This window comes from Arsenophonus apicola, assembly GCF_020268605.1.
In the GTDB taxonomy this organism is placed as follows: domain Bacteria; phylum Pseudomonadota; class Gammaproteobacteria; order Enterobacterales; family Enterobacteriaceae; genus Arsenophonus; species Arsenophonus apicola.
Genome location: NZ_CP084222.1, coordinates 1,832,473 through 1,855,747 on the forward strand (window position 1 = coordinate 1,832,473; position 23,275 = coordinate 1,855,747).

Sequence of the window (23,275 nt, forward strand, 5' to 3'; positions counted from 1 at the left end):
ATCCGAGCAGACAGTTAAGCCAACCTAATAGTCAGAAAATAAAAGAAACAAATGATACAATCATTAACAATGCAACAATCGCAGTACATAAACCATACTTAAAATCAGTATCCATAACCTCACCTCACTATTCTCACTGCTTTATTCATAAATTAGCGAATGAAAAATCATTAAATGTCATAACATCATACAACAATAAAAACTATTTTCTATTATATCATCGAGGAAATATTGATTAACACTTTTGTTTTTATGACAAATCAGACAAAATGGACAGTTTACTGATAACTTAATTATCAAATGGTTATTTTTATAGTTCAATAATAGTCGTTTTTAAATAATAGTAATAGAATTGAGAATGGTTCAGGAGTCTTTTTAATCATGGCAACAATTAAGGATGTGGCAAAGTTAGCGGGTGTTTCGACTACCACCGTATCTCATGTAATTAATAACACCCGTTTTGTCGCCAAAAAGACAAAAACGATTGTTTGGGCAGCCATTAAAACACTTAATTATTCTCCTAGTGCCGTCGCTCGTAGTTTGAAAGTTAACCATACTAAATCCATTGGGTTACTGGCCACAACTAATGAAGCCCCTTATTTTGCAGAAGTCATCGAGTCAGTAGAAAACAACTGTTATAGCCAAGGGTATACATTGATCCTGTGCAACTCACATAATAATCTGAATAAACAACAAGCCTATTTACAAATGTTAGCGCAAAAACGGGTTGATGGTTTACTGGTAATGTGTTCAGAATATCCAAAACAACTACTCGGAATGTTAGAAGAATACCGTAATATTCCAATGGTAGTGATGGATTGGGGGCAAGCACATGGTGATTTTACCGATGTCATTATTGATAATGCGGTTTATGGTGGTTATCTTGCCGGACGCTATCTGATTGAACGCGGGCATCGTGATTTAGGGATCATCTCTGGACCTTTAAAACGCAATACCGGCAGTGGTAGGCGGCAAGGTTTTCTCAATGCTATGAAGGAAGCTAACATCCAACCACATGATAAATGGATTGTCGAGGGTGATTTCGAGCCATCTTCTGGCTACGATGCGATGAAACAAATTTTAAATCACCAACAAAGACCGAGCGCCATTTTTTGTGGCGGTGATATTATGGCGATGGGGGCTATCTGTGCAGCAAATGAATTAGGCATTCGTGTTCCCCATGATATCTCTATTATTGGCTATGACAATGTGCGCAATGCGCGTTTTTTTACACCAGCGTTAACCACCATTCATCAACCCAAAGAACGTTTAGGCCAAATGGCTTTTACTATGCTGCTTGATCGCATTATTAATAAACGCAAAGATGCACAAACTATTGAAATACATCCTGAGCTTATTGAACGTCGTTCAGTTGTCGATGGTCCGTTTATTGATTACCGCAGATAATCACTAGATTTGAACATTATCAATTAGTCAGCCACTCGGCATTGAGCGTTTCACTATTACCTAAGTAATCCAGTAACCAACTCAAGGTTGGAGAACGCTTTTCTTCATTCCATATAACACAACATGGACTATCAGGTAAGGGTTGCTTAATTTGCAATGTTTTTAATTCATTTATGCGGCAAAGTTGCTCTACCCGATGTTTAGGCGCAAATCCTAAACATAATCCATTTTTTAAGCAAGCCAGACCACTTTCCCAATCTGGCACAATAAGCCGTTTTTTGTTATCTAATGCCCAAGTTTCTCGCTTTGGCAAGTAACGAGAGGTATCTTCTAAACATAAACTTGGATAATGACGTAATTGTTGATCGTTAATTAGACCGCTTATTTGTGCTAAAGGATGATTTATGCTGACAACACATGACCAGGGCATAAAGCCCATATCACGAAAACTATATCTATCGCCAATTGGCGACGCGCGCGTTGCACCAATAGCAATATCTACTCGCCCATCGACCAACGCCTCCCATACCCCATTATAAACTTCCTGCTGAATAAAAAGTTCAATATCAGAAAAGTGGCGATAAAAATCTAATATTAATTGCAATATTCTTTCTGGTTTAACTACGATCAATAGCAATACTAAATTGTCCATGCCAACCATTGGCAATCTGTTGACATTGATGGCGTGTATCACGCATGGTCTTGATAATATTGCGCGCATTTTTAACGAAAAATTTACCGGCATCGGTAAGTACAACATCACGATAACGCCGTTCAAACAAAGCAACAGCCAGCCACTCTTCCAATTGTTTTACGGTATAACTTACCGCAGAGGGAACTCTATGTAACTCTGCGGCAGCGGCACTAAAACTGCCCGTTCTTTCAACGGCATCAATTACTTCAAGGGAGTACTCTGACCACATAGCCTTTAACCTGTCAAAATATTTGATAACAATATGCAAATAATAACGCTTCACAACAAAAATTCATCTCTTATACAATAAAAAGCGATATTTGATATTATTTAATTTATTGATACCAATATGAATAAAAATAACCCCAATCAACACAATTTTGGCTTTATGCTTTATCTTGCTGGCTTAAGTATGCTCGGTTTTTTGGCCATTGATATGTACTTACCTGCTTTTAGTATTATGCAACAACAACTTAATACCTCAGCAAATACCATCAGCGCAAGTCTTAGTCTATTTTTATGTGGTTTTGCCTTCGCTCAACTTAGTTGGGGGCCGCTTTCCGATCGTATTGGCAGAAAACCCGTTTTATTAATTGGACTAGCGCTATTTATTACTAGCTGTCTGGCCACACTCGGTATCACCAATGGCAGCCAATTGCTTATTTTGCGATTTATTCAAGGTATTGGAGTTTGTTCAACAGCGGTCATTTGGCAAGCTTTGGTAATTGATCGTTTTAGTGGCCTATATGCTAGACGGGTATTTGCCACCATTATGCCTTTAGTTGCGCTGTCGCCGGCCTTAGCCCCCTTATTAGGTGCCTGGATCCTTACTGGTAATAGCTGGCAAATAATATTTTTTAGTTTAGCTATCATCGGAATATTGCTTTTTCTGGCCACCCTTTTATTACAGGAAAAAAAACGTTTAGAAAAAACTCACAAAATAAAATCCACTCCTACTTTTATCACCTTTCTACGTTCTGCCATTTTTAGTGGTAATGTATTAATTTATGCCGCCTGTAGTGCCGGATTTTTTGCCTGGCTAACCGGCTCTCCGTTTATTTTAACTAAAATGGGATATAATCCGCAGGATATTGGTATCAGTTACGTACCTCAAACCATTGCCTTTATGTTCGGTGGCTACGGGGGACGTTATTTAATCGCCAAAATAAAAAACCAAATCCTGTTGCCAATCATTCTTATCGGTTATGCAATAAGTGTATTGGTTATCTTCATTCTTGCTATCTATTCCCAACCTAATTTATTTGCCCTGTTACTACCTTTCTGCTGTATGGCTGCGATGAACGGTGCTTGCTATCCTATTGTGGTGTCAAATGCCTTAAGTGTTTTTCCTAAAGACAGTGGTAAAGCCGCCGCTTTACAAAATACTCTCCAGCTAGGTTTGTGTTTTACGGCAAGTCTGGCGGTATCTAGCCTAATTGCCAACCCTCTGCTAGCAACTAGCACTGTTATGGTTTCTACCATTATTCCACTGCTAATAGGCTACTGGCTGCAAAAAAGTAAAAATTCAGCCAATACTGCGGAAACATTAGAATAGTAAAAAATCTTTAAACAAACGCTGGTGAGATGTAGGATGTCGACTAACTAAGCATGTTAAATTGTCATTTTTCAGTAAGTAATTTATCAGTTGTTTTACCTGTCAAGCGGCCAGAGAGCGAAAATCTTTGCCATAAACGTTTCATTATATTAATTAGGCGAGTTTTGTTATTGGCGACGCATTTTTTAGTAGGGCTATTCTTGTTTATTTATAGCGCTTATTGGCAGATTTAACTTAGCCACAAATTAGTCAATTAAACACGGAAAACCACTTTTGCCATTAACCTTATTCTAATAAGAAGAAACCTTTGCCTATTGTTAATCAGATCCTGTTTCTTCTTTTAAAATTACTTAACCTAATTAAAATTGCGTGGCTACAGGCTTAACACAGCTGATGATTATATTTTTGTGCCATTACCCGCTCAACAGTATCAACTACCGCTTGGGTGTGGGCATCAACTTCAATATTAACTTTATCTCCCAGACGCTTTTCTGCAATCGTGGTACGCGCAATGGTTTCTGGGATCAGGTGGACACAAAAACGATTATTAACCACATCGCCAACTGTTAAACTAATTCCATCAACGCCGATAAAGCCCTTGTGCAGAATATATTTCATTAATTGTTTATCATGTAGATAAAACCAAATTTGGAGATTATTTTCAGCTTTAAAAATCTTGGCTACTTCGGCGGTCGTAATGATATGACCCGACATAACATGACCCCCAATTTCATCACCATATTTTGCTGATCTTTCTAAATTAATCATATCGCCTAGTTTTAAACTGCCTAAGTTTGTCAGTCGCAAAGTCTCCTTCATTAAATCAAAACTCACCTTATCCCCATTAATATGGGTTACCGTTAAACAACAGCCATTATTAGCCACAGAGGCGCCTGTTTCTAAACCAGCGAGTAATTCACTAGGAAATTGAACAGTATAGGTACGAAAATTAACGCTATCTTCCACCGCAATTAATATTCCTTTTCCTTTCACAATGCCTGTAAACATATATTGAGTTCCCAACTTTAATAACAGATTAGTCATCATTCTACGCCAGTTATGCTAGATAAGCACTCTAGAAACAATAAATATGGCAGCTTTCTATCTATTTATAGCGATAACTTTACCAAATCGATACAATAAGCCAATTTTTAACGGATCAATTCCTTTTCCGGCTTCTGTTCATTTTTTATAAGGTATGGTGGGTGAATAAATATTTTAAAGAGGCACAAAGCCTATTAGCATTGGGTATTCCGATTATTCTTGCTCAATTCTCACAAACCGCTATGGGTTTTGTCGATACAGTAATGGCGGGCAAAGTCAGTGAAACAGATATGTCTGCAGTTGCGGTAGGAACCTCTATCTGGTTACCTGCTATTTTGTTTGGCCACGGCTTATTGATGGCTTTAACTCCGGTGGTAGCGCAATTAAATGGTTCAGGCCGACGTCAAGTTATTGGCAATCATATACAACAAGGCTTATGGCTAGCTTTCTTCTTATCACTTTTAGTTATGGGTGTTATTTATAATGCCCATCATATTATAAATAATATGCCTAATATTGATCATGAACTGGCAAATAAGGCTGTGCGGTTTCTGCATGCCATTATGTGGGGAGCACCAGGCTATCTTTTTTATCAAGTTTTACGCAGTCAGTGTGATGGGTTATCTAAAACAAAACCCGGTATGTTCATTGGTTTTCTTGGTTTATTTATTAACATACCAATCAACTATATTTTTATTTATGGTCATTTTGGTGCTCCGGCTCTTGGTGGTGTCGGTTGTGGTGTAGCCACTGCCTCGGTATATTGGGCAATGTTCTTTTTTATGCGTTGGTATATCCGCCATACCCCTTCACAACGAGACATCCGTGCTAATAAACAATTTGCTTTACCTGACTTTTCATTATTAAAACGTCTGTTCGCGTTAGGATTACCTATTGGTCTTGCTTATTTCTTCGAAGTAACTCTTTTTGCTATTGTCGCCTTACTGGTCGCGCCATTAGGTATTATCGCTGTCGCAGGACATCAAGTAGCATTAAATTTTAGTTCGTTAATGTTTATGTTTCCTATTTCTCTTGGTATCGCAGCAACCATTCGCGTCGGATATAATTTAGGCAGTTCTGCAACTGAAAACGCGAAAACATCCGCCTATGCTAGTATCATGGTCGGTCTAACAGTAGCTTGTTGCACCGCACTTGTGACAGTGTCACTTAGAGAGCAGATCGCATTAATGTATAATCGCAATCCAGAAGTGGTGCTTTTGGCGTCACAATTAATGTTATTCGCTGCTATTTATCAGATTTCCGATGCCATCCAGGTAATTGGCGCCGGTATATTACGCGGCTATAAAGATACCCGTTCGATTTTCTTCATCACTTTCATTGCTTACTGGTTACTCGGCCTACCGACAGGTTATCTACTTGGTTTAACAGATTTTATTGTACCTCATCTGGGACCTAAAGGTTTCTGGATCGGTTTTATTATTAGCTTAACTGCATCAGCTATCATGATTCTTTCTCGCATACTATGGCTTCAACGCCAACCAGACGAGTTTGTATTACGGCATTCAACTCGATAACTATTTTGTCAAACGGGTACAAGGTATAAAAAAAGAAAAATTGCTGTTTAATGCTAAATAGCATTAAATACGAGCAGTTAGATGTGAAATTTTATTTTTCCCTTGCCAGAATGGAAACGACCCGTTAATATTCGTTTCCACATTGTCGCCATAGCAATTCTTATTGCGTCCGTAGCTCAGTTGGTTAGAGCACCACCTTGACATGGTGGGGGTCGGTGGTTCGAGTCCACTCGGACGCACCAATTGTTAGCGATATATTTATCTTGTGCGTCCGTAGCTCAGTTGGTTAGAGCACCACCTTGACATGGTGGGGGTCGGTGGTTAGAGTCCACTCGGACGCACCAAATCTATCTGTTCCCAATTCTCTCTTTTGATTGTAAAGCCAGTGAGCTTACAGTTTCGATAAGCAATCAAAAAGCGCGTTAACGCTTTTTCACCCTACTCATGATCACTTAACCAAGACTATTTGTCGCTTAATTAACTAAATAGCCCGCTGTGAAAAGTCTCGCAAACGAAAACCAAAAACAAATAATGCCGCAAAATAACTTATTGCACCGGCAAAAACCACCAATAATAACCGCGTAATCCTCATCAACATATTGCCTTGCTCCCAGGCCGGCATAAAATTTAATACCAGCAATAATACCGCGACCATAACAATTAAAGCGGCGACTAATTTAAACAAGAATTTTCCCCAGCCAGCTAATGGGATAAAAATTGCCTGGCGACGTAATTGCCAATAAAGCATCAAAGCATTAAAACATGCCGCTAAACCGATTGATAAGGCCAAGCCAGCATGTTTTAGCGGGCCAATAAAGGCAAGATTCATTAATTGTGTCAAAATTAAGGTAATAATGGCAATTTTGACCGGTGTTTTAATATCTTGTCTCGAATAAAACCCAGGCGCTAATACTTTAACGACAATTAACCCCATTAAACCGACACAGTAGGCAATTAACGCTCGCTGAGTCATTACCGCATCGTAGGCACTAAAATTACCATACTGAAAAAGTGACACCGTTAATGGCTGAGCTAAAATAGCCAATGCAATAGCACAAGGTAACGCTAATAAAAAGCAAAGCCGTAACCCCCAGTCCATTAAACGCTGATATTCTTGCTGATCACCCATGGAAAAACTTTTCGCCAGAGAGGGTAATAAAATAGTACCCAATGCCACCCCTAGAACACCGGTAGGAAGCTCCATTAATCGGTCAGCATAATACATCCACGACACAGAACCTGATTGTAAAAATGAGGCAAAAATAGTATTAATAATTAACGAAATTTGGCTTACTGAAACACCAATAATCGCCGGCGCCATTAACTTCATTACCCGCCACACACCGCTATTACGCAAAGAGATACGCGGTAAAACTAACATACCTATTTTTTGTAAATAAGGTAATTGATACAACAACTGTAAAATGCCACCAGCAAAAACCCCCCACGCTAACGCGATAATAGGTGGTGTACAATAGGGCGCCAACAACAGTACTGACATAATCATACTGATATTAAGCAAGGTAGGGGCAAAAGCAGGAACAGAAAAACGGTTCCAAGTATTTAAGATAGCTCCCCCCAACGAGACTAAAGAGATCAACAAAATATATGGAAAAGTGATTCTCAATAAACCAACGGTTAAATCGAATTTATCCGGTGTATCAGTAAAACCGGGTGCGGTAATATAAATAATCCAAGGGGCCGCTAATATCCCTGCCAATGTAACGATGGCTAAAATCAAGGTCAATAAACCAGAGACATAAGCAATAAAGGTGCGAGTGGCTTCATCACCCTGCTGATTTTTATATTCAGCTAAGATAGGAACAAATGCTTGGGAAAATGCGCCTTCGGCAAAAATTCGGCGCAAAAGATTCGGTAATCTAAAAGCAACAAAAAAAGCATCTGTCGCCGCACCAGCACCAAAAAAACGGGCGATAATCGCATCACGAATAAATCCTAATATTCGGGAAAACATTGTCATAGAGCTTATCGCTGCTAACGATTTTAGTAGATTCATGCAATATCTTTATTAATGATGACCATAATAGATTGATAAAGTGTATCAGCGACCGGTAAGCATGACCATGAATTAAAATAACTATTTTTACTAAATCAGCAGATAAAAATCGATCATTATTATGCTGGTTTTATTTAGCAAAAATTATTCCTGGTTATTTTTGCTAATTAGTGACATTAAAATATGATCGCGCCACTCACCATTAATTTGTAAATAAGCTTTCGCATATCCCTCTGGTTTGAAACCTATCTTTTTCAGCAAATTACCACTGCGATGATTATGTGGCATATAATTTGCCATAATTCTATGCATTTGCTGCTGATATTGCATAAAATCAATCGTCGGCATTAAAGCTTCATACATCAATCCCTTTCCTTGCCACATTTCACCCATTGAATAACCTAGATAACAAGCCTGAAAAGCCCCTCTGATAACGTTACTAAAATTAATCACTCCGATAACTTCAGTCTCATACTTATCTAACAACAGAAAATGAAAAGCACTTTTTCGACGATGCATCTCTGCCATAATGTGCAAACGTTTAGTCCAGGCAGAAGGCTGATAATAACTACTATCACGAATGGGTTCCCAAGGTTTTAAAAACTCTTTGTTGCGGCAATAGTAATCAACCAGACGAAAAGCATCGTTTTCACAAGCTAACCGTATGATCAAACGTTCAGTAATAAAATAACATTCAGGCTCTCTGGTTCGATATCCAAACATCGCAGCCAACTCCAGGATATTTGTGCTGAATATAAATATATTTGATTTTTACAATAGTAAGTATATCTAATCTACTAGTATTATATTTACAAAATATCACTATGCGATACCCAATGGTGCTAAATGTCTCCAGTAACACAAGCGCGAAACCTCGGTAAATATTTTCTTTTACTCGATAATATGTTAGTCGTATTGGGCTTTTTTGTCGTATTTCCACTAATATCGATTCACTTCGTTGAACAATTAGGCTGGCCTGGCTTAGTGGTTGGTTTTGCCCTTGGCCTCAGACAAATATTCCAACAAGGTTTAGGCATTTTCGGTGGCGCAATAGCCGATCGTTTTGGTGCTAAACCAATGATAGTGCTTGGCATGCTGTTACGTGCAATCGGTTTCGCCTTAATGGCAATGGCTACCGTTCCCTGGATTTTGTGGTTATCTTGTATTCTGTCCGCCTTAGGCGGAACTTTATTTGATCCTCCTCGTATTGCCTTAGTCATTAAGCTTACCAAACCCCATGAACGAGGACGTTTTTATTCTTTATTATTAATGCAAGATAGTGCCGGCGCTGTTCTCGGTGCCCTACTCGGTGGTTGGCTTTTACTGTATGATTTTCAGTTTGTTTGTTGGACGGGTACAACAATTTTTATTATTGCAGCCATTTCAAACGCCTGGCTATTGCCTGCTTATCGTATCTCAGCTAGTCGGATACCAATTCGTGCCGGTATGAGTAAAGTATTTCGCGACCAACGCTTTATAAAATACATCCTTACTCTGACTGGCTATTTTATTTTGTTCGTGCAAGTTATGTTAATGTTTCCAATTGTTGTTAATGAAATAACCGGCACACCAACTGCCATTAAATGGATGTATACCATTGAAGCCATTATCTCTTTAACCTTACTTTATCCAATCGCTCGTTGGAGTGAAAAGTATTTTCGCCTCGAGCAACGGTTAATGACTGGTTTACTTCTTATGAGCCTGGCCATGCTTCCCATTGGCTTTACCCATTCACCGACGCTACTTTTTGCCCTGATCAGTCTGTTCTATTTAGGTACTATCACTGCTGAGCCTGCACGTGAAACATTAAGTGCTTCACTGACAGATCCTCATGCTCGTGGCAGTTATATGGGTTTTAGCCGATTAGGCCATGCTTTAGGGGGTGCAATAGGCTATATCGGTGGTGGCTGGCTATATGATATCGGATATCAGTGGGATTTACCGGCACTACCTTGGCATCTATTAAGCATAATAGGATTATTAACCTTATGGGCTTTGTACCAACAATTTAATCAGCAGCAAAACAAAACTATTATTATTAACGATGAATAGTTGGGTACAATCTTGCTATAAAAATTACAGGAGAAAAAACAAATATGAAGCATTTTTTTACCGCAGTACTATTGTTATTATGTGGAATGATAGCTGGATGCGATCAATTAACCGAATTCAGTATTAGTGAAGATACCATTAATAACTATCTGACCAAACATACCCACTATAGTAAAAAAATAGGTATTGCCGGACTGGCAGATGCGGGTATCGATTTAGCCAATCTTACTGCTCAAATAGGTCGAACTGAGCCGAATAAAATTACCTTAATGGGCGTAGCCAAAATTAACCTTGAAACGCTATTTGGTTCAACACAAGCAGAAGTGTCCTTAGCTATCACTTCACTGCCCTATTTTGATGTAGAGAGCGGTGCCATCTATTTAAAACAGCTGGAAATTTCTGATCACAAAATCACACCTGAAAAAATGGCCAGCACAATTAGCCCAATACTGCCAATTGTTAATAACTCCTTAAAAGCCTATTTTGAAAAAAATCCTGTCTATATATTACAACCAGAAAAAAGTACAGCAGAAGCATTAGCCAAAAAAATTGCCAAAGGGCTTGAAGTCAAACCGGGTAAGTTAGTTATCCCATTAGTAGAATGAGCAAATTAGTCACCATCAAGCGCCAATAAGGTATAACAGGCGCTATATCTCGCCTGTTAGATTTCAACCTTAAGTGACAGCGTCACTAATTATCAGCCAACTCTTCGCGCAATGCTACTAAAGCTTCACGCGTTATCATGACTAAAGTAGGATAAAAATTACTTACTGCATGGGTTTCTACTTGGCTAAAAAATAATTCGCTGGCAGGTAAAATAAACTGATCAAATAACTGAATTTGAGTCAATAGCGGATCCTGCGGCGCATTATCTTCCAACCAAGATGCTGCCAATAACAAAGCTGCAAAACGATCAGTTTTTTCCGCTGATAGCGGTATGCCATTTGCTAGTAAAAATTCATTAACTGCCGTGGCGGATATTTCACTATATTGACTAATACCATTAGCAATAGCTGAGGTAGGATCAAGAAATAGTTGCTTAAAATCTTTAATCACTAGCGCTAGATCCTGACTGCTAGCGGCTAATTGGGTTAACAATTCATCTTGCTCTAACGGCCAAGACATTTTCAATTTATCTTGCATAATCAATTCAAATAGAGGTTTAGTAACCGGATCCTCTGGCGAACGATTAAAGAGTGTTCCTAGTATTCGGCAAATCACGGAAAATTCATTCATTATTATTTCCAACTTATGCTATACATTTAATAATTTTACTTCTTAGTAAGGACAATAAAACATTGACTAGCAATATCGAATATATTTTCAACAGATTGGTCTTTATTTATCTGGTTAACTGCAAAAAGAGGCAAAAGTTGCAATATATTATTGACGGTCAGTCTGCTTTTTCCTATAGTAGCGCCCCGTCATTCTAGTATCGCTATATTAGCATGATAACCGGTGAGGTGTCCGAGTGGCTGAAGGAGCACGCCTGGAAAGTGTGTATACGTGAAAACGTATCGAGGGTTCGAATCCCTCCCTCACCGCCATATAAAATGTCTTTCTGCAACTTTTTAAATTCCCCACCACACATTTATAGCGCAGAGCGCTGACCGCCATTGTGACAAAGATATTGATATAACGCATTCATACCTAACCAACGATTGGCACACCAATCGGGCGCAAGTAAAGTGGGCTTGCGGGCATTGGCACAGATCCGATGGTAAATAATATTTTTTGGGGTATGACGGATCATTTCACCGGCCATTTCAACGTATTGAGTTAATTCAAGTGATAACAAACGTCCTGCTCGCCAAGCTTTCGCCATTATACTTCCATCAACAATATGTAATGGATGCAATTTAATACCATCAACACCGGTATCAATGACGCGAGATAAGGTTTGCAGATTTTCTTTAGTAGTTTCGCCTGGCAGTCCAACAATTAAATGAACACAAACATTTAATCCCTTTTTGCTAGCAATTCGAGCTATTTTTTGATAGCAGGCAAAATCGTGGCCGCGATTAATTCTTTTTAAGGTTTTATCATGGGAAGTTTGTAAACCAAGCTCTAACCAGATTTCATATCCTTGCTGCTGATATTCGACTAATAAATCCAATACCGGTTGCGAAACACAATCCGGCCGCGTACCGACACAAAGTCCAACAATATTAGCCTGATTTAATGCCTGTTGATATAGTGTTTTTAAAATAGCAACTTCAGCATAGGTATTGGTATAAGCTTGGAAATAAGCCAGATAACGCTGAGCACGATGAATTTTTTTCACTTTTAGCGCGATCTGTTGCTGGATGGAAAATTGCTGTTGTTGTTCATCGGAAAAAAAGGCAACATTGCAAAAGGTACAGCCGCCACGCCCTAATGAGCCATCCCGATTAGGGCAATTAAAACCACCATGCAAACTGATCTTATGAATTTTTTCACCGTAGCGGCGCTGAAGATCAGCGCCAAACATAGTAACAACATCATTTAACTGCATAAAATCACAATTAATTAGCGGTATCTAATGGGGCAAAACTTTTCACCAAATCATCGATGGCTTTCACCTGTTCAAGAAAAGGCGCTAATTTTGCTAATGGTAGTGCCGATGGTCCATCACATTTAGCGTTAGCGGGATCAGGATGCGCTTCCAAAAATAATCCCGCCAAACCGACTGCCATACCCGCTCTCGCTAACTCAGCAACCTGTGCACCACGACCGCCGGAAGCAGAACCAAAAGGATCACGGCATTGCAATGCATGAGTAACATCAAAGATAACTGGCGAACCTTTTGATACATTCATCATAACGTTGAAACCTAACATATCGACGACCAAGTTATCATAACCAAAATTTACTCCGCGATCACAGAGAATAACTTTTTCATTACCTGCTTCTTTAAATTTATCAACAATATTCCCCATTTGACCAGGGCTGATAAATTGCGGTTTTTTAATATTAATAACCGCACCGGTTTTTGCCATCGCTTCAACTAGGTCAGTTTGTCGCGCTAAAAAAGCCGGTAGTTGAATAACGTCGACCACCTCGGCAACCGGTGCGGCTTGCGCTGGTTCATGTACATCAGTAATGACCTTAACACCAAATGTTTGTTTGATTTCTTGAAAAATTTTCATTCCTTCTTCCAGCCCTGGGCCACGATAGGAATGAATTGAAGAGCGGTTCGCTTTGTCGAAGGAAGCCTTAAAAACATAAGGAATATTAAGCTTGTCTGTCACGGTGACATAATGTTCACAAATTTTCATTGCCAGATCGCGCGATTCAAGCACATTCATCCCACCAAATAAAACAAATGGTAGATTATTTGCCACTTTAATATTATCAATGGCGACAACTTTATATTGCATGCTCTTACCCTTTTTATGACAGCAAATTAATTACCATTTTTGATCATCAATGCAAGGTAACCTGCTGGCCTTTTATTGAATAGATTTGCATTTTTATCATTTCAGAAACAGGATCTCCTGGGCATTGTTCAACAAAATAATTTAAATCAGAAATAGCGACATGATTACATTCAAGATGAGCAAAAATAAGCCCTCTATCACGTATTTCATATGGGTCTTTCGGATCCAAAATTAATAATGTTTCACAAACTCTTAGCGCTTGTTCCATTTTCTTTTCTTCCATCAACGCCGCTTTTATTGTATCAAACATTTTGCGTATGATAGTTCTATGCGCAGTTTCTTCTATATCTTTTCGCGTCAGATGAGCAAAGGGGCTAATTGTTCCTTTGACCCATAAATCAAGCATCTGCTCGGTGAGCGTTTCACCATTTATTGGGTTAATATACCAATAAGTGCCATCTTCTCGACGAACGCATAGAATAAGTTGAGTCAGAAAAATAATTGGCATTACCGGCAACTGCAATTGAGTGGCAACATGCAAAAAAATCGTCCCCAATGAAACAGGTGCCCCCTTTCTTGCTATTAGCACTTTATCCAGCCAAAGCGCCTCAGAAAGCGAATAAACCCCCGTTACACCGCTAAAAAGCCAGTCTTGATAAAATAATTTTAGTAATATAGATACTTGCGTTTCTATATCATCATCAGCTTGTATTGCTTGCCTCGCTTCGGCAACTAGAAGCCTAAGTTGTGCATTAACTTGTTCAACAGGAAAATCTGGCCGAATAATCCGTGAAACAAGTATAATACCTTCGCTCAGTGGTGCTTTATTAAATTCAAAATCAGCTATGGTTTTCATCACATTTCCATTGACCTACTGTAATACGATCATTACCACCATAATCCTGAAAAGTTACTACCTGTTGATACTGATGACAGGAAAATAACTGCCTTACTTGCTCTCCTTGCAACCACCCGTGTTCGAGTAAAAGCCATCCTTTATTAGCTAAATAGTTACGTGATTGTTCAATTATCAATTGAATATCAGCCAACCCTTGATTAGCCGATATTAATGCTGTTTTGGGTTCAAAACGCACATCACCTTGCTGTAAATGAGGATCATATTCATCAATATAAGGTGGATTACTGACAATCATATCAAATTGCTGAATTGGTAGTGAAGTAAACCAATTACTTTTGCAAAATTTGACATTATTAATTAGCAAATTATCAGCATTAAGTTGGGCTAATGCAATTGCAGTATCACTAATATCAACACCGACTATCTGCGCTTGCGGGCACTCAGATGCTAAAGCTAACGCCACAGCACCACTACCTGTGCCCAAATCTAATATTTTTACTGCTCGTTTATCTGATAATAATTGTAATGCTCGCTCAACTAAACATTCTGTATCCGCACGCGGGATTAATGTAACAGGTGAAACTTTTATTGCTAAAGACCAAAACTCTTTTTCTTCGACTAAGTAAGCGATAGGCTCACCCTTAGCACGACGAGCTAAGAGATGTTCAAGCTGTTGTTGTTGCTTAATGTTTAATTCTGTTTCGCCAAAGGCGATAAGGAAAGTTCGTGTATGTCCTGTTATATATTGCAACAGAATTTCAGCATCACGTTTTGCACTATCACTATGGCAAAGCTTATTAGCCGCATAAGTTAACCAATGCTGATAATTCATTAATCCTGCTCTGATAAAGCAGAAAGTTGATCTGCTTGATATTCGTTAATAATAGGCTGGATCAGCATATCTAATTTTCCCTCTATCACTTCATCTAAACGATAGAGCGTTAAGTTGATACGATGATCAGTGATGCGGCCTTGTGGAAAATTATAAGTTCTGATCCTGTCGGAACGATCACCTGAGCCGAGTAGATTGCGGCGCTCTGAGGCTTCCGCTTCACGGCGTTTCTGCATTTCCGCTGCGCGAATACGGGCTGCTAAAACCGACAGTGCTTTAGCTTTATTTTTATGTTGTGAACGTTCATCCTGACATTCAACCACAATTCCGGTTGGAATATGGGTAATACGGATAGCAGAGTCAGTGGTATTAACATGTTGTCCACCCGCTCCTGATGAACGAAAAGTGTCAATTCTTAAGTCACTCGGGTTAATATCAGGTAGTTCGGTTGCCGGAATTTCCGCCAGAATAGCAACTGTGCAAGCAGAGGTATGAATACGCCCTTGAGATTCTGTTTCCGGCACCCTCTGGACACGATGTCCGCCTGACTCAAACTTTAGACGGCCATAGACGCTATCACCAGAAACTTTAGCGATAATTTCTTTATAACCCCCATGTTCACCCTCGCTCGCATTCATAATTTCAATGCGCCAACGACGGGATTCAGCATAGCGGTTATACATTCTAAAAAGATCACCGGCAAATATTGCCGCCTCATCACCACCGGTACCGGCCCGAATTTCTAAAAAACAATTCTTCTCATCATCTGGATCTTTTGGTAATAGCAAAATCTGCAACTGTTGTTCAAATTGCTCATTACGCTTTTTCGCTTCTTTCAATTCTTCCTGAGCCATCTCGCGCATTTCAGGATCATGCAGTAATATTTCAGCCGTCTCAATATCTTGCTGAACAGCGCGCCATGACTGAAAACATTTAGTTACATCAGTTAACTGCGCATACTCTTTAGACAATGCCCGGAAACGCTCTTGATCTGCGATCACTTCAGCATCGACCAGGTGAGCTTGAATTTCTTCGTAGCGTTCCTGTAATGCTTCTAACTTAGCAATTATTGAAGACTTCATTCGTTATGTTAGACCTTACTTAAGGTAGTTTAATTTTGCTCCAGTCCTAAGCTATCTTTTAAAATATTAAGACGGTGAATATCACCATCTGTCGCTGCTTGCTGGAGTGATTTGGTTGGTGAGTGGATCAGGCGATTCATTAATTGATAGGTCAATTGATTGATCACTTTCTCACTATCTGCACCCTTTCGCAACGAAGCAAGCGCTTTTTCTACCATTTCAGCCCTAATTTGCTCCGCCTGACTACGATAATCACGAATTGTATTGACTGATGACTGAGAACGCAACCAATCCATAAAATAAGCACTTTCTTGCTCAACAATAAGTTCTGCCTGAACTGCCGCCATTTTCCGCTGTTCCACATTGTGTTGCACAATAGCGTGCAAATCATCAACACTATAGAGATAAATATTATTCAGTTTGTTAACATCCGGTTCAATATCTCGCGGAACAGCAATATCAATTAGCAACATAGGCTTATTACGCCGGACTTTCATTGCCCGTTCAACCATTCCTTTACCAATGATCGGTAAAGGGCTGGCAGTAGAACTAATAACAATATCCGCTTCTGCTAAACGAGTATCAATTTCAGCTAACGTAATAATTTCCGCCCCTACTTGCTTGGCAAAACGCGCAGCGTGTTCACGCGTTCTATTAGCGATAATCAAGTGCTTAGCACGATGTTCACGCAGATGACGCGCAGCCAGTTCGATTGTCTCACCGGCCCCAACCAGTAAAATATGCAATTCAGATAGTGACTCAAAAATCTGCCGAGCAAGCTTACAGGCTAAAAAAGCAACCGAAACCGCACAAGCACCAACTTCTGTTTCTGTACGAATACGTTTAGCCACTGAAAATGAGCGTTGAAATAAACGCTCCAGCTCACTGGATAATTTTTTATAGTGCTGAGATTTAGAAAACGCTTGCTTAACTTGTCCTAAAATTTGCGGTTCACCTAAGACCAATGAATCTAATCCACTGGTAACTCGCATTAAATGGCTAACAGCGGCATTATCCTGATGCCAATAAATACTCGCTTTAACTTCGTTTGAATTTAAACGATGATAGCTGCATAACCAATCAATTAATTGATCTTGCAGGGATTCTTCTGAGTCAACACAGAGATAAAGCTCAGTACGATTACAGGTAGAGAGCACAACGCCACTATGAACAAACGGCTGCTGGAGTAAATTATCCAGTGCATGTTCAATCCTTTCCGGCCCAAAGGTTAACCGTTCACGTAACGTTATAGGCGCGGTTTTATAATTTATACCGAGTGCAAGTAATGTCATATTCACTAAATCAAGTAACTAAATGGATTTTAAACATCTGTTAAGCACACATAAATAAAACCGATAACTTTAATAAGGAAATTTTGAGGTAGTATTCTACTTTATGCAACTAAGCAATTAAAGATGTTAAACTAAGCAAATGAATAAATCGGGGCATTTTCCCCAATTGTAGTTACATTTACCTTAGTAACATTCTGATCGATAGCAAAAAATTGATACCAACCGAGTGAATAGGAAATATTTAATGATACTCTTTGCCAAGCAGTTTGCCAGTTTACGTCACGTTTGTTGCAAATTTATTCCGCTACTTGCTATTTTTTTGACTGCCTGTACATTTAATCAACAATTAACAACTGAAAAAGACGGCTCAATAACCAATCCTTTATGGATAAGCCACCAGCAACAACTGGCCAAGCTGACAAAATTTCAAACACGTGGTGCTTTTGCCTATATTGGCCCAGATAATAAAACCTATGCCAAATTCTTTTGGCAGCAATATAGCCTGACTAATTACCGCCTGTTGCTAACCAATCCTCTAGGAACAACAGAACTAGAGCTCAATGTAACACCAAGTGTTACTCAACTAATGGATCGAGACGGTAAAAAATATGTTAATAATCATCCAACACAGATGATTTATCAATTAACAGGGATGGAAATTCCAATTGAAAACCTGCCCTATTGGTTAATCGGCTTACCAACCAATGCTACCTCATTCACATTAGACGAAAATGGACTGTTAAAAACTATCAAATATAGGCAAAATGGCGAAACTTGGCAGTTAAACTACCTGGCTTATCATCAAGATAGCCAGCCTAAACTACCTAGTCGTATTGAATTAACGCAAGGTAAACTACGCATCAAATTAAAAATGGACAGTTGGACGCTAAACGAATGACATTAACCTGGCCTTCACCAGCAAAGCTTAACTTATTTCTCTATATTACCGGCCGTCGGGCTGATGGTTACCATCAACTGCAAACTCTGTTTCAATTTCTTGATTATGGTGATCAAATCACGATCGAACCACGTGAAGATAATCAAATTCGGCTGCTTACACCCTTTATTAATTTGCCAGCGGAAAATAACCTAATTGTTAGAGCGGCGCATCTATTACAGCGGTATTGCCAGGAAATAGACCGTGCTGATAATCAGCTTGGTGCGAATATTTATGTTAATAAAAGATTACCCACGGGTGGTGGTTTAGGGGGTGGTTCCTCTAACGCAGCAACCACCTTGATTGCCTTGAATCACCATTGGCAAACGGATATTGATGATAATATACTAGCCGAACTTGCTCGTCAGCTGGGCGCCGATGTTCCGGTATTTGTAAAAGGTCACGCCGCTTTTGCACAAGGCATCGGTGATCAACTTTTGACAGCCAATCCGGCTGAAAAATGGTATTTAGTGGCTCACCCTGGAATAAATATTGCTACCCAACAAATTTTTGCTGATCCTGAATTAAAACGCAATTCAGTAAAACGCTCATTAAGCGCATTATTACAAGGGCCATATGCAAATGATTGTGAACCAATCGCAAGAAAACGTTTTCCTGAGGTTGAAGAGCTTATTTCATGGCTGCTAGAATATACATCATCACGTCTTACCGGCACAGGTGCTTGCGTTTTTGCTGAATTCGAAACTAAAGTAGCTGCCCGTAAGGTGTTAAATAAAGCCCCAGAGTGGGTGCAAGGTTTCGTTGCGCAAGGCGTTAACCAGTCTCCTTTGCATACATTCCGCGCTGGGATTTCCAGATATTGAAGCCATTAATATAATAATATTTTTGGTCGATAATATCTTTATAGACGCAAGCCTGAGGTTTTTTACGTGCCTGATATGAAGCTTTTTGCTGGTAATGCTACACCGGAACTTGCTCAACGTGTTGCCAATCGTCTGTATACGAGCCTTGGCGATGCTGCGGTTGGTCGTTTTAGTGACGGTGAAGTTAGTGTACAAATTAATGAAAATGTGCGCGGTGGCGATATTTTCATCATACAATCAACGTGTGCCCCAACAAACGACAATTTAATGGAGCTTGTTGTCATGGTTGATGCACTACGCCGTGCATCGGCCGGTCGGATCACTGCTGTCATTCCCTATTTTGGTTATGCACGCCAAGATCGCCGCGTACGTTCAGCTCGTGTGCCGATTACCGCTAAAGTAGTGGCCGATTTTCTTTCCAGTGTTGGTGTTGACCGTGTCTTAACTGTCGATCTCCATGCCGAGCAAATCCAGGGTTTTTTTGATGTTCCAGTAGATAACGTTTTTGGTAGTCCGATCTTGTTAGAAGATATGCTACAACAAAATCTAGACAATCCGATTGTCGTGTCACCCGATATCGGCGGAGTCGTCCGTGCCCGCGCCATTGCTAAATTATTAAATGATACCGATATGGCCATTATTGATAAACGTCGGCCACGAGCAAACGTTTCCCAAGTTATGCATATCATTGGCGATGTCGCTAATCGAGACTGTGTACTGGTTGATGATATGATCGATACTGGAGGTACCTTGTGTAAAGCGGCGGAAGCACTTAAAGAACGAGGTGCTAAACGGGTATTTGCTTATGCTACCCATCCCATTTTTTCTGGTAATGCTGTCGCTAATATTAAAGATTCTGTCATTGACGAGGTGGTTGTTTGTGACACTATTCCCTTATCAGCTGAAATCAAACAGCTCAATAAGGTTCGCTCTTTAACGCTGTCAGGCATGCTGGCTGAAGCCATTCGAAGGATCAGCAATGAAGAGTCGATCTCAGCCATGTTTGAACACTAAATAATAAATTATCCTGAGTTAAATTTTTAGCGGCTGCATTTATTAACTTAGTATTATCAAAAACCCTTTGATACCTATCACGGGGTTTTTATTTGCTATAAGATAATAACAGCATAACCTTACAATAAATGGGTTAATTAAAATACGATCAAATTTATTTTGACCGGATATCTTGTTGCTTAAGCTAAAGCGTTAACGATTAGCGGCGATGACGTTCATCAAAATTTCTTAGCCACCAATAACGATCAGCAATGCCTTCATGCCCACTCACCCTGGCACCGGCTAACCAAATCAAAGCACCAATAAAAAGACTAATCAGTGATATTTCTGCTAAATATTCGGGTAGATCTAACTGAAAAACATGATTGCAAATATTATAGGCAATACTGATCACCATAATTGCCATCCCAGTAACCATCAGACAATTACCTAATAAAAAAGACTGTTTTCTTTTCATATCATACCCTCCAGCATACTTATCTCTATGTACAATATTGAATAATAAAAATAGCGACTCTTTTGCTATATTATAGTAATAATTTTCTGACAGAGATTGAGGAAGTGATCACACTAGGTAAGATTTTATTCACAAATCTATACATAAAACTATTTTTATTGAAAAAATAGTCACCGTCATGCCGCTAACCTGATTAACCGATTTTACTGTCATCCAATTTAACTTTTTGTACTCCATTGTCAGAAAAGGTAAGCTATGTTCTTTAATAAAATCGGCTAAATAGTGAAACAATATGGTGAGTAACATAAAACTGATCGTCGGTCTGGCTAATCCAGGTGCTGAATATGCGCTAACCCGGCATAATGCAGGGGCCTGGTATGTCGAATTATTAGCCAAACATTATAATCAATTACTGAAAGAAGAGAGTAAATTCTTTGGTTATACCGCCAGGATCAACTTGGCAAATAATGATGTTCGCTTACTGATACCGACAACCTATATGAATCTTAGTGGAAAATCCGTGTTAGCATTGGCCAGCTTTTATCGTATCAAGCCCACTGAAATTCTTGTTGCCCATGATGAATTAGATTTAATGCCCGGGACAGCCAAAATAAAATTGGGCGGTAGCAACGGCGGACACAATGGCCTTAAAGATATCCAAAATAAACTGGGCAACAATCCTGATTTTTACCGTTTACGTATTGGTATTGGTCATCCGGGTGATAAAAACAGCGTTGTCGGATTTGTATTGAGCAAACCGACCCTAGCGGAACAAAAATTAATTGATGACACCATTGATGAAGCAATACGTTGCACACCTATCCTGCTTAATGAAGGGGTTAATAAAGCAGTAAACCGCTTACACGCGTTTAAGGCAGCAAATTAATATAAGCCATCATCGCTTCGGCAAGAACATTTTTAGGTGTATAATCAACGACAAATTTATTCATATATATCAATTAGCGATACGCGGTTGAACAGATAAAAATTAAGGTAACATATTTATGGGATTTAAATGCGGTATCGTTGGTCTGCCCAATGTAGGAAAATCAACGCTCTTTAATGCACTGACGAAAGCCGGCATCGAGGCTGCAAACTTTCCTTTTTGTACGATTGAGCCTAATACGGGTGTGGTACCGATGCCCGATCCTCGTCTTGATCAATTAGCGCAAATTGTCAAACCACAGCGAGTATTGCCGACCACAATGGAATTTGTTGACATCGCCGGATTAGTAAAAGGCGCGTCTAAAGGCGAAGGTTTAGGCAATCAATTTTTAACCAACATCCGTGAAACTGAAGCCATCGGCCATGTCGTTCGCTGTTTCGACGATGATAACATCGTCCACGTTGCCAGCCAGGTCGATCCACTAGCGGACATTGACACCATCAATACTGAACTGGCATTGGCCGACTTAGACACCTGCGAACGCGCTATTCATCGTATTCAGAAAAAAGCTAAAGGCGGTGATAAGGATGCAAAAATTGAATTAGACGTTTTGACTAAATGTTTACCCCATCTTGAAAAGGCAGAAATGCTACGGACTTTAGCCTTAAGTAAAGAAGAAAAAGCTGCCATCCGCTATCTCAGCTTTTTAACCTTGAAACCCACCATGTATATTGCCAATGTTAGTGAGGATGGTTTTACAAACAATCCCCACCTAGATGCAGTCAGTGCCTTTGCTGAACAAGAGGGCTCGGTTGTGGTGCCAGTCTGCGCCGCCATCGAAGCCGATATCGCCGAACTGGATGAAGATGAACGCGACGAATTTATGACCGAGCTGGGTATTGAAGAACCGGGACTAAATCGCGTGATCCGCGCCGGTTATCAGTTACTCAATTTACAAACTTACTTCACGGCCGGTGTTAAAGAAGTTCGCGCCTGGACCATTCCGGTTGGTGCCACCGCGCCGCAAGCAGCCGGCAAAATTCACACCGACTTTGAAAAAGGTTTTATCCGCGCCCAAACAATTTCCTTTGCCGATTTTATTCACTATAACGGCGAGCAAGGCGCCAAAGAAGCCGGCAAAATGCGCGCCGAGGGTAAAGATTATATTGTGCAAGATGGCGATGTAATGAACTTTTTGTTTAATGTGTAAGCCTAAAATTCTAATATCAGATTGTAGTACTCAGTAGCAAAACTATAAAAACAGTATAAAATCCATGCAATTAATTTGGTTTTTATGCTGTTTTTATTTCATTAGATATCGCAAAAGCCTAACATAAAATAAATATAAAGATGAATACAACTGGATTATCTTCTCTTTCCAAATGAGTATAATAAAGTTCACTTACACAACCAGTTGAATTTGTTATCC

General features: G+C 39.6%; 22 protein-coding genes, 3 tRNA genes and 1 pseudogene. 13 read left to right on the forward strand and 13 right to left on the reverse strand.

The genetic code is table 11. From position 1 onward, the window contains the following. Positions 1-31: 31 nt before the first annotated feature. On the reverse strand, positions 32-115 hold the full coding sequence (gene cydH, locus LDL57_RS18355; RefSeq protein WP_510516328.1) for a cytochrome bd-I oxidase subunit CydH: 84 nt from the start codon (positions 113-115) through the stop codon (positions 32-34). Between the two features lie 266 nt (positions 116-381). Between cydH and purR the strand changes: the two genes are divergently transcribed. Further along, positions 382-1,407, forward strand: coding sequence for an HTH-type transcriptional repressor PurR (purR, locus tag LDL57_RS08750; protein WP_180560706.1), 1,026 nt, complete (start codon positions 382-384; stop codon positions 1,405-1,407). Positions 1,408-1,426: 19 nt separating this feature from the next. Here purR and punR read toward each other — a convergent pair. After that, a pseudogene (gene punR / locus LDL57_RS08755) lies at positions 1,427-2,330 on the reverse strand (DNA-binding transcriptional activator PunR). Between the two features lie 120 nt (positions 2,331-2,450). Between punR and punC the strand changes: the two are divergent. Beyond that, the gene (gene punC / locus LDL57_RS08760) at positions 2,451-3,656 is read left to right on the forward strand and encodes a purine nucleoside transporter PunC (RefSeq protein ID WP_180560708.1); all 1,206 of its coding nucleotides are present in this window, start codon (positions 2,451-2,453) and stop codon (positions 3,654-3,656) included. A gap of 381 nt (positions 3,657-4,037) precedes the next feature. Here the strand turns inward: punC and LDL57_RS08765 are convergent, their stop codons facing one another. Further along, entirely contained in the window at positions 4,038-4,664 is a 627-nt protein-coding gene (locus LDL57_RS08765; protein ID WP_180560709.1) for a riboflavin synthase subunit alpha, read from the reverse strand. A gap of 197 nt (positions 4,665-4,861) precedes the next feature. Here LDL57_RS08765 and LDL57_RS08770 point away from each other — a divergent pair, with 197 nt between their 5' ends. The 3 genes from LDL57_RS08770 (at position 4,862) to LDL57_RS08780 (ending at position 6,579) form a co-directional block, all read left to right on the forward strand. Then, positions 4,862-6,235 carry an MATE family efflux transporter gene (locus tag LDL57_RS08770; protein WP_180560710.1) on the forward strand — a complete coding sequence of 458 codons (1,374 nt, stop codon included), beginning with the start codon at positions 4,862-4,864 and terminating at the stop codon, positions 6,233-6,235. A gap of 165 nt (positions 6,236-6,400) precedes the next feature. Then, a tRNA-Val gene (locus tag LDL57_RS08775) sits at positions 6,401-6,477 on the forward strand. 25 nt (positions 6,478-6,502) lie between these two features. Further along, positions 6,503-6,579: transfer RNA gene (locus LDL57_RS08780), tRNA-Val, on the forward strand. A 137-nt stretch (positions 6,580-6,716) separates the two neighbouring features. Here the strand turns inward: LDL57_RS08780 and murJ are convergent. Beyond that, positions 6,717-8,252: a murein biosynthesis integral membrane protein MurJ gene (gene murJ, locus LDL57_RS08785; protein ID WP_180560711.1), complete on the reverse strand. Its 1,536-nt coding sequence runs from the start codon at positions 8,250-8,252 to the stop codon at positions 6,717-6,719. Between the two features lie 144 nt (positions 8,253-8,396). Continuing rightward, a complete protein-coding gene (rimJ, locus tag LDL57_RS08790) occupies positions 8,397-8,975 on the reverse strand; it encodes a ribosomal protein S5-alanine N-acetyltransferase (RefSeq protein WP_180560712.1) in 579 nt (192 codons plus the stop codon). Between the two features lie 123 nt (positions 8,976-9,098). Between rimJ and mdtH the strand changes: the two genes are divergently transcribed. Continuing rightward, entirely contained in the window at positions 9,099-10,304 is a 1,206-nt protein-coding gene (mdtH, locus tag LDL57_RS08795; RefSeq protein WP_180560713.1) for a multidrug efflux MFS transporter MdtH, read from the forward strand. 44 nt (positions 10,305-10,348) lie between these two features. After that, positions 10,349-10,909, forward strand: coding sequence for a lipoprotein (locus LDL57_RS08800; protein WP_180560714.1), 561 nt, complete (start codon positions 10,349-10,351; stop codon positions 10,907-10,909). Positions 10,910-10,994: 85 nt separating this feature from the next. Here the strand turns inward: LDL57_RS08800 and LDL57_RS08805 are convergent, their stop codons facing one another. Continuing rightward, complete coding sequence (locus LDL57_RS08805) at positions 10,995-11,540, reverse strand: TorD/DmsD family molecular chaperone (RefSeq protein ID WP_180560715.1); 546 nt, start codon at positions 11,538-11,540, stop codon at positions 10,995-10,997. Positions 11,541-11,761: 221 nt separating this feature from the next. Between LDL57_RS08805 and LDL57_RS08810 the strand changes: the two genes are divergently transcribed. Then, positions 11,762-11,851 (forward strand) — tRNA-Ser (locus LDL57_RS08810). 44 nt (positions 11,852-11,895) lie between these two features. On the opposite strand, the gene mnmL is transcribed toward LDL57_RS08810, so the two are convergent. From mnmL to hemA, 6 genes are read right to left on the reverse strand one after another with little or no spacing between them, the layout of a single operon-like run. Further along, entirely contained in the window at positions 11,896-12,798 is a 903-nt protein-coding gene (gene mnmL, locus LDL57_RS08815; RefSeq protein ID WP_180560716.1) for a tRNA modification radical SAM protein MnmL/YtqA, read from the reverse strand. 10 nt (positions 12,799-12,808) lie between these two features. After that, entirely contained in the window at positions 12,809-13,663 is an 855-nt protein-coding gene (kdsA, locus tag LDL57_RS08820; RefSeq protein WP_180560717.1) for a 3-deoxy-8-phosphooctulonate synthase, read from the reverse strand. 46 nt (positions 13,664-13,709) lie between these two features. Next, a complete protein-coding gene (gene sirB1 / locus LDL57_RS08825) occupies positions 13,710-14,519 on the reverse strand; it encodes an invasion regulator SirB1 (RefSeq protein WP_180560718.1) in 810 nt (269 codons plus the stop codon). Further along, positions 14,503-15,354: a peptide chain release factor N(5)-glutamine methyltransferase gene (prmC, locus tag LDL57_RS08830; protein WP_180560719.1), complete on the reverse strand. Its 852-nt coding sequence runs from the start codon at positions 15,352-15,354 to the stop codon at positions 14,503-14,505. Before prmC ends, sirB1 begins: the two co-directional genes overlap by 17 nt. Continuing rightward, a complete protein-coding gene (gene prfA, locus LDL57_RS08835; RefSeq protein ID WP_180560720.1) occupies positions 15,354-16,436 on the reverse strand; it encodes a peptide chain release factor 1 in 1,083 nt (360 codons plus the stop codon). The genes prmC and prfA overlap by 1 nt, the downstream gene beginning before the upstream one ends. Positions 16,437-16,465: 29 nt before the next feature. Beyond that, positions 16,466-17,728 carry a glutamyl-tRNA reductase gene (gene hemA / locus LDL57_RS08840; RefSeq protein WP_180560721.1) on the reverse strand — a complete coding sequence of 421 codons (1,263 nt, stop codon included), beginning with the start codon at positions 17,726-17,728 and terminating at the stop codon, positions 16,466-16,468. Between the two features lie 244 nt (positions 17,729-17,972). On the opposite strand from hemA, the gene lolB reads away from it, so the two are divergent. The 3 genes from lolB (at position 17,973) to prs (ending at position 20,503) form a co-directional block, all read left to right on the forward strand. Next, positions 17,973-18,626, forward strand: coding sequence for a lipoprotein insertase outer membrane protein LolB (gene lolB, locus LDL57_RS08845; RefSeq protein ID WP_180560722.1), 654 nt, complete (start codon positions 17,973-17,975; stop codon positions 18,624-18,626). Further along, positions 18,623-19,489 carry a 4-(cytidine 5'-diphospho)-2-C-methyl-D-erythritol kinase gene (ispE, locus tag LDL57_RS08850; protein ID WP_180560723.1) on the forward strand — a complete coding sequence of 289 codons (867 nt, stop codon included), beginning with the start codon at positions 18,623-18,625 and terminating at the stop codon, positions 19,487-19,489. Before lolB ends, ispE begins: the two co-directional genes overlap by 4 nt. A 66-nt stretch (positions 19,490-19,555) precedes the next feature. Beyond that, positions 19,556-20,503 (forward strand): ribose-phosphate diphosphokinase, encoded by a 948-nt coding sequence (prs, locus tag LDL57_RS08855; protein ID WP_032115929.1) that lies wholly within the window; start codon positions 19,556-19,558, stop codon positions 20,501-20,503. A gap of 199 nt (positions 20,504-20,702) precedes the next feature. On the opposite strand, the gene ychH is transcribed toward prs, so the two are convergent. Beyond that, the gene (gene ychH, locus LDL57_RS08860) at positions 20,703-20,960 is read right to left on the reverse strand and encodes a stress-induced protein YchH (protein ID WP_032115930.1); all 258 of its coding nucleotides are present in this window, start codon (positions 20,958-20,960) and stop codon (positions 20,703-20,705) included. A gap of 295 nt (positions 20,961-21,255) precedes the next feature. Here ychH and pth point away from each other — a divergent pair, with 295 nt between their 5' ends. Next, positions 21,256-21,846, forward strand: coding sequence for an aminoacyl-tRNA hydrolase (pth, locus tag LDL57_RS08865; protein ID WP_180560994.1), 591 nt, complete (start codon positions 21,256-21,258; stop codon positions 21,844-21,846). A 118-nt stretch (positions 21,847-21,964) separates the two neighbouring features. After that, positions 21,965-23,056, forward strand: coding sequence for a redox-regulated ATPase YchF (gene ychF / locus LDL57_RS08870; protein WP_180560724.1), 1,092 nt, complete (start codon positions 21,965-21,967; stop codon positions 23,054-23,056). Positions 23,057-23,275: the final 219 nt, after the last annotated feature.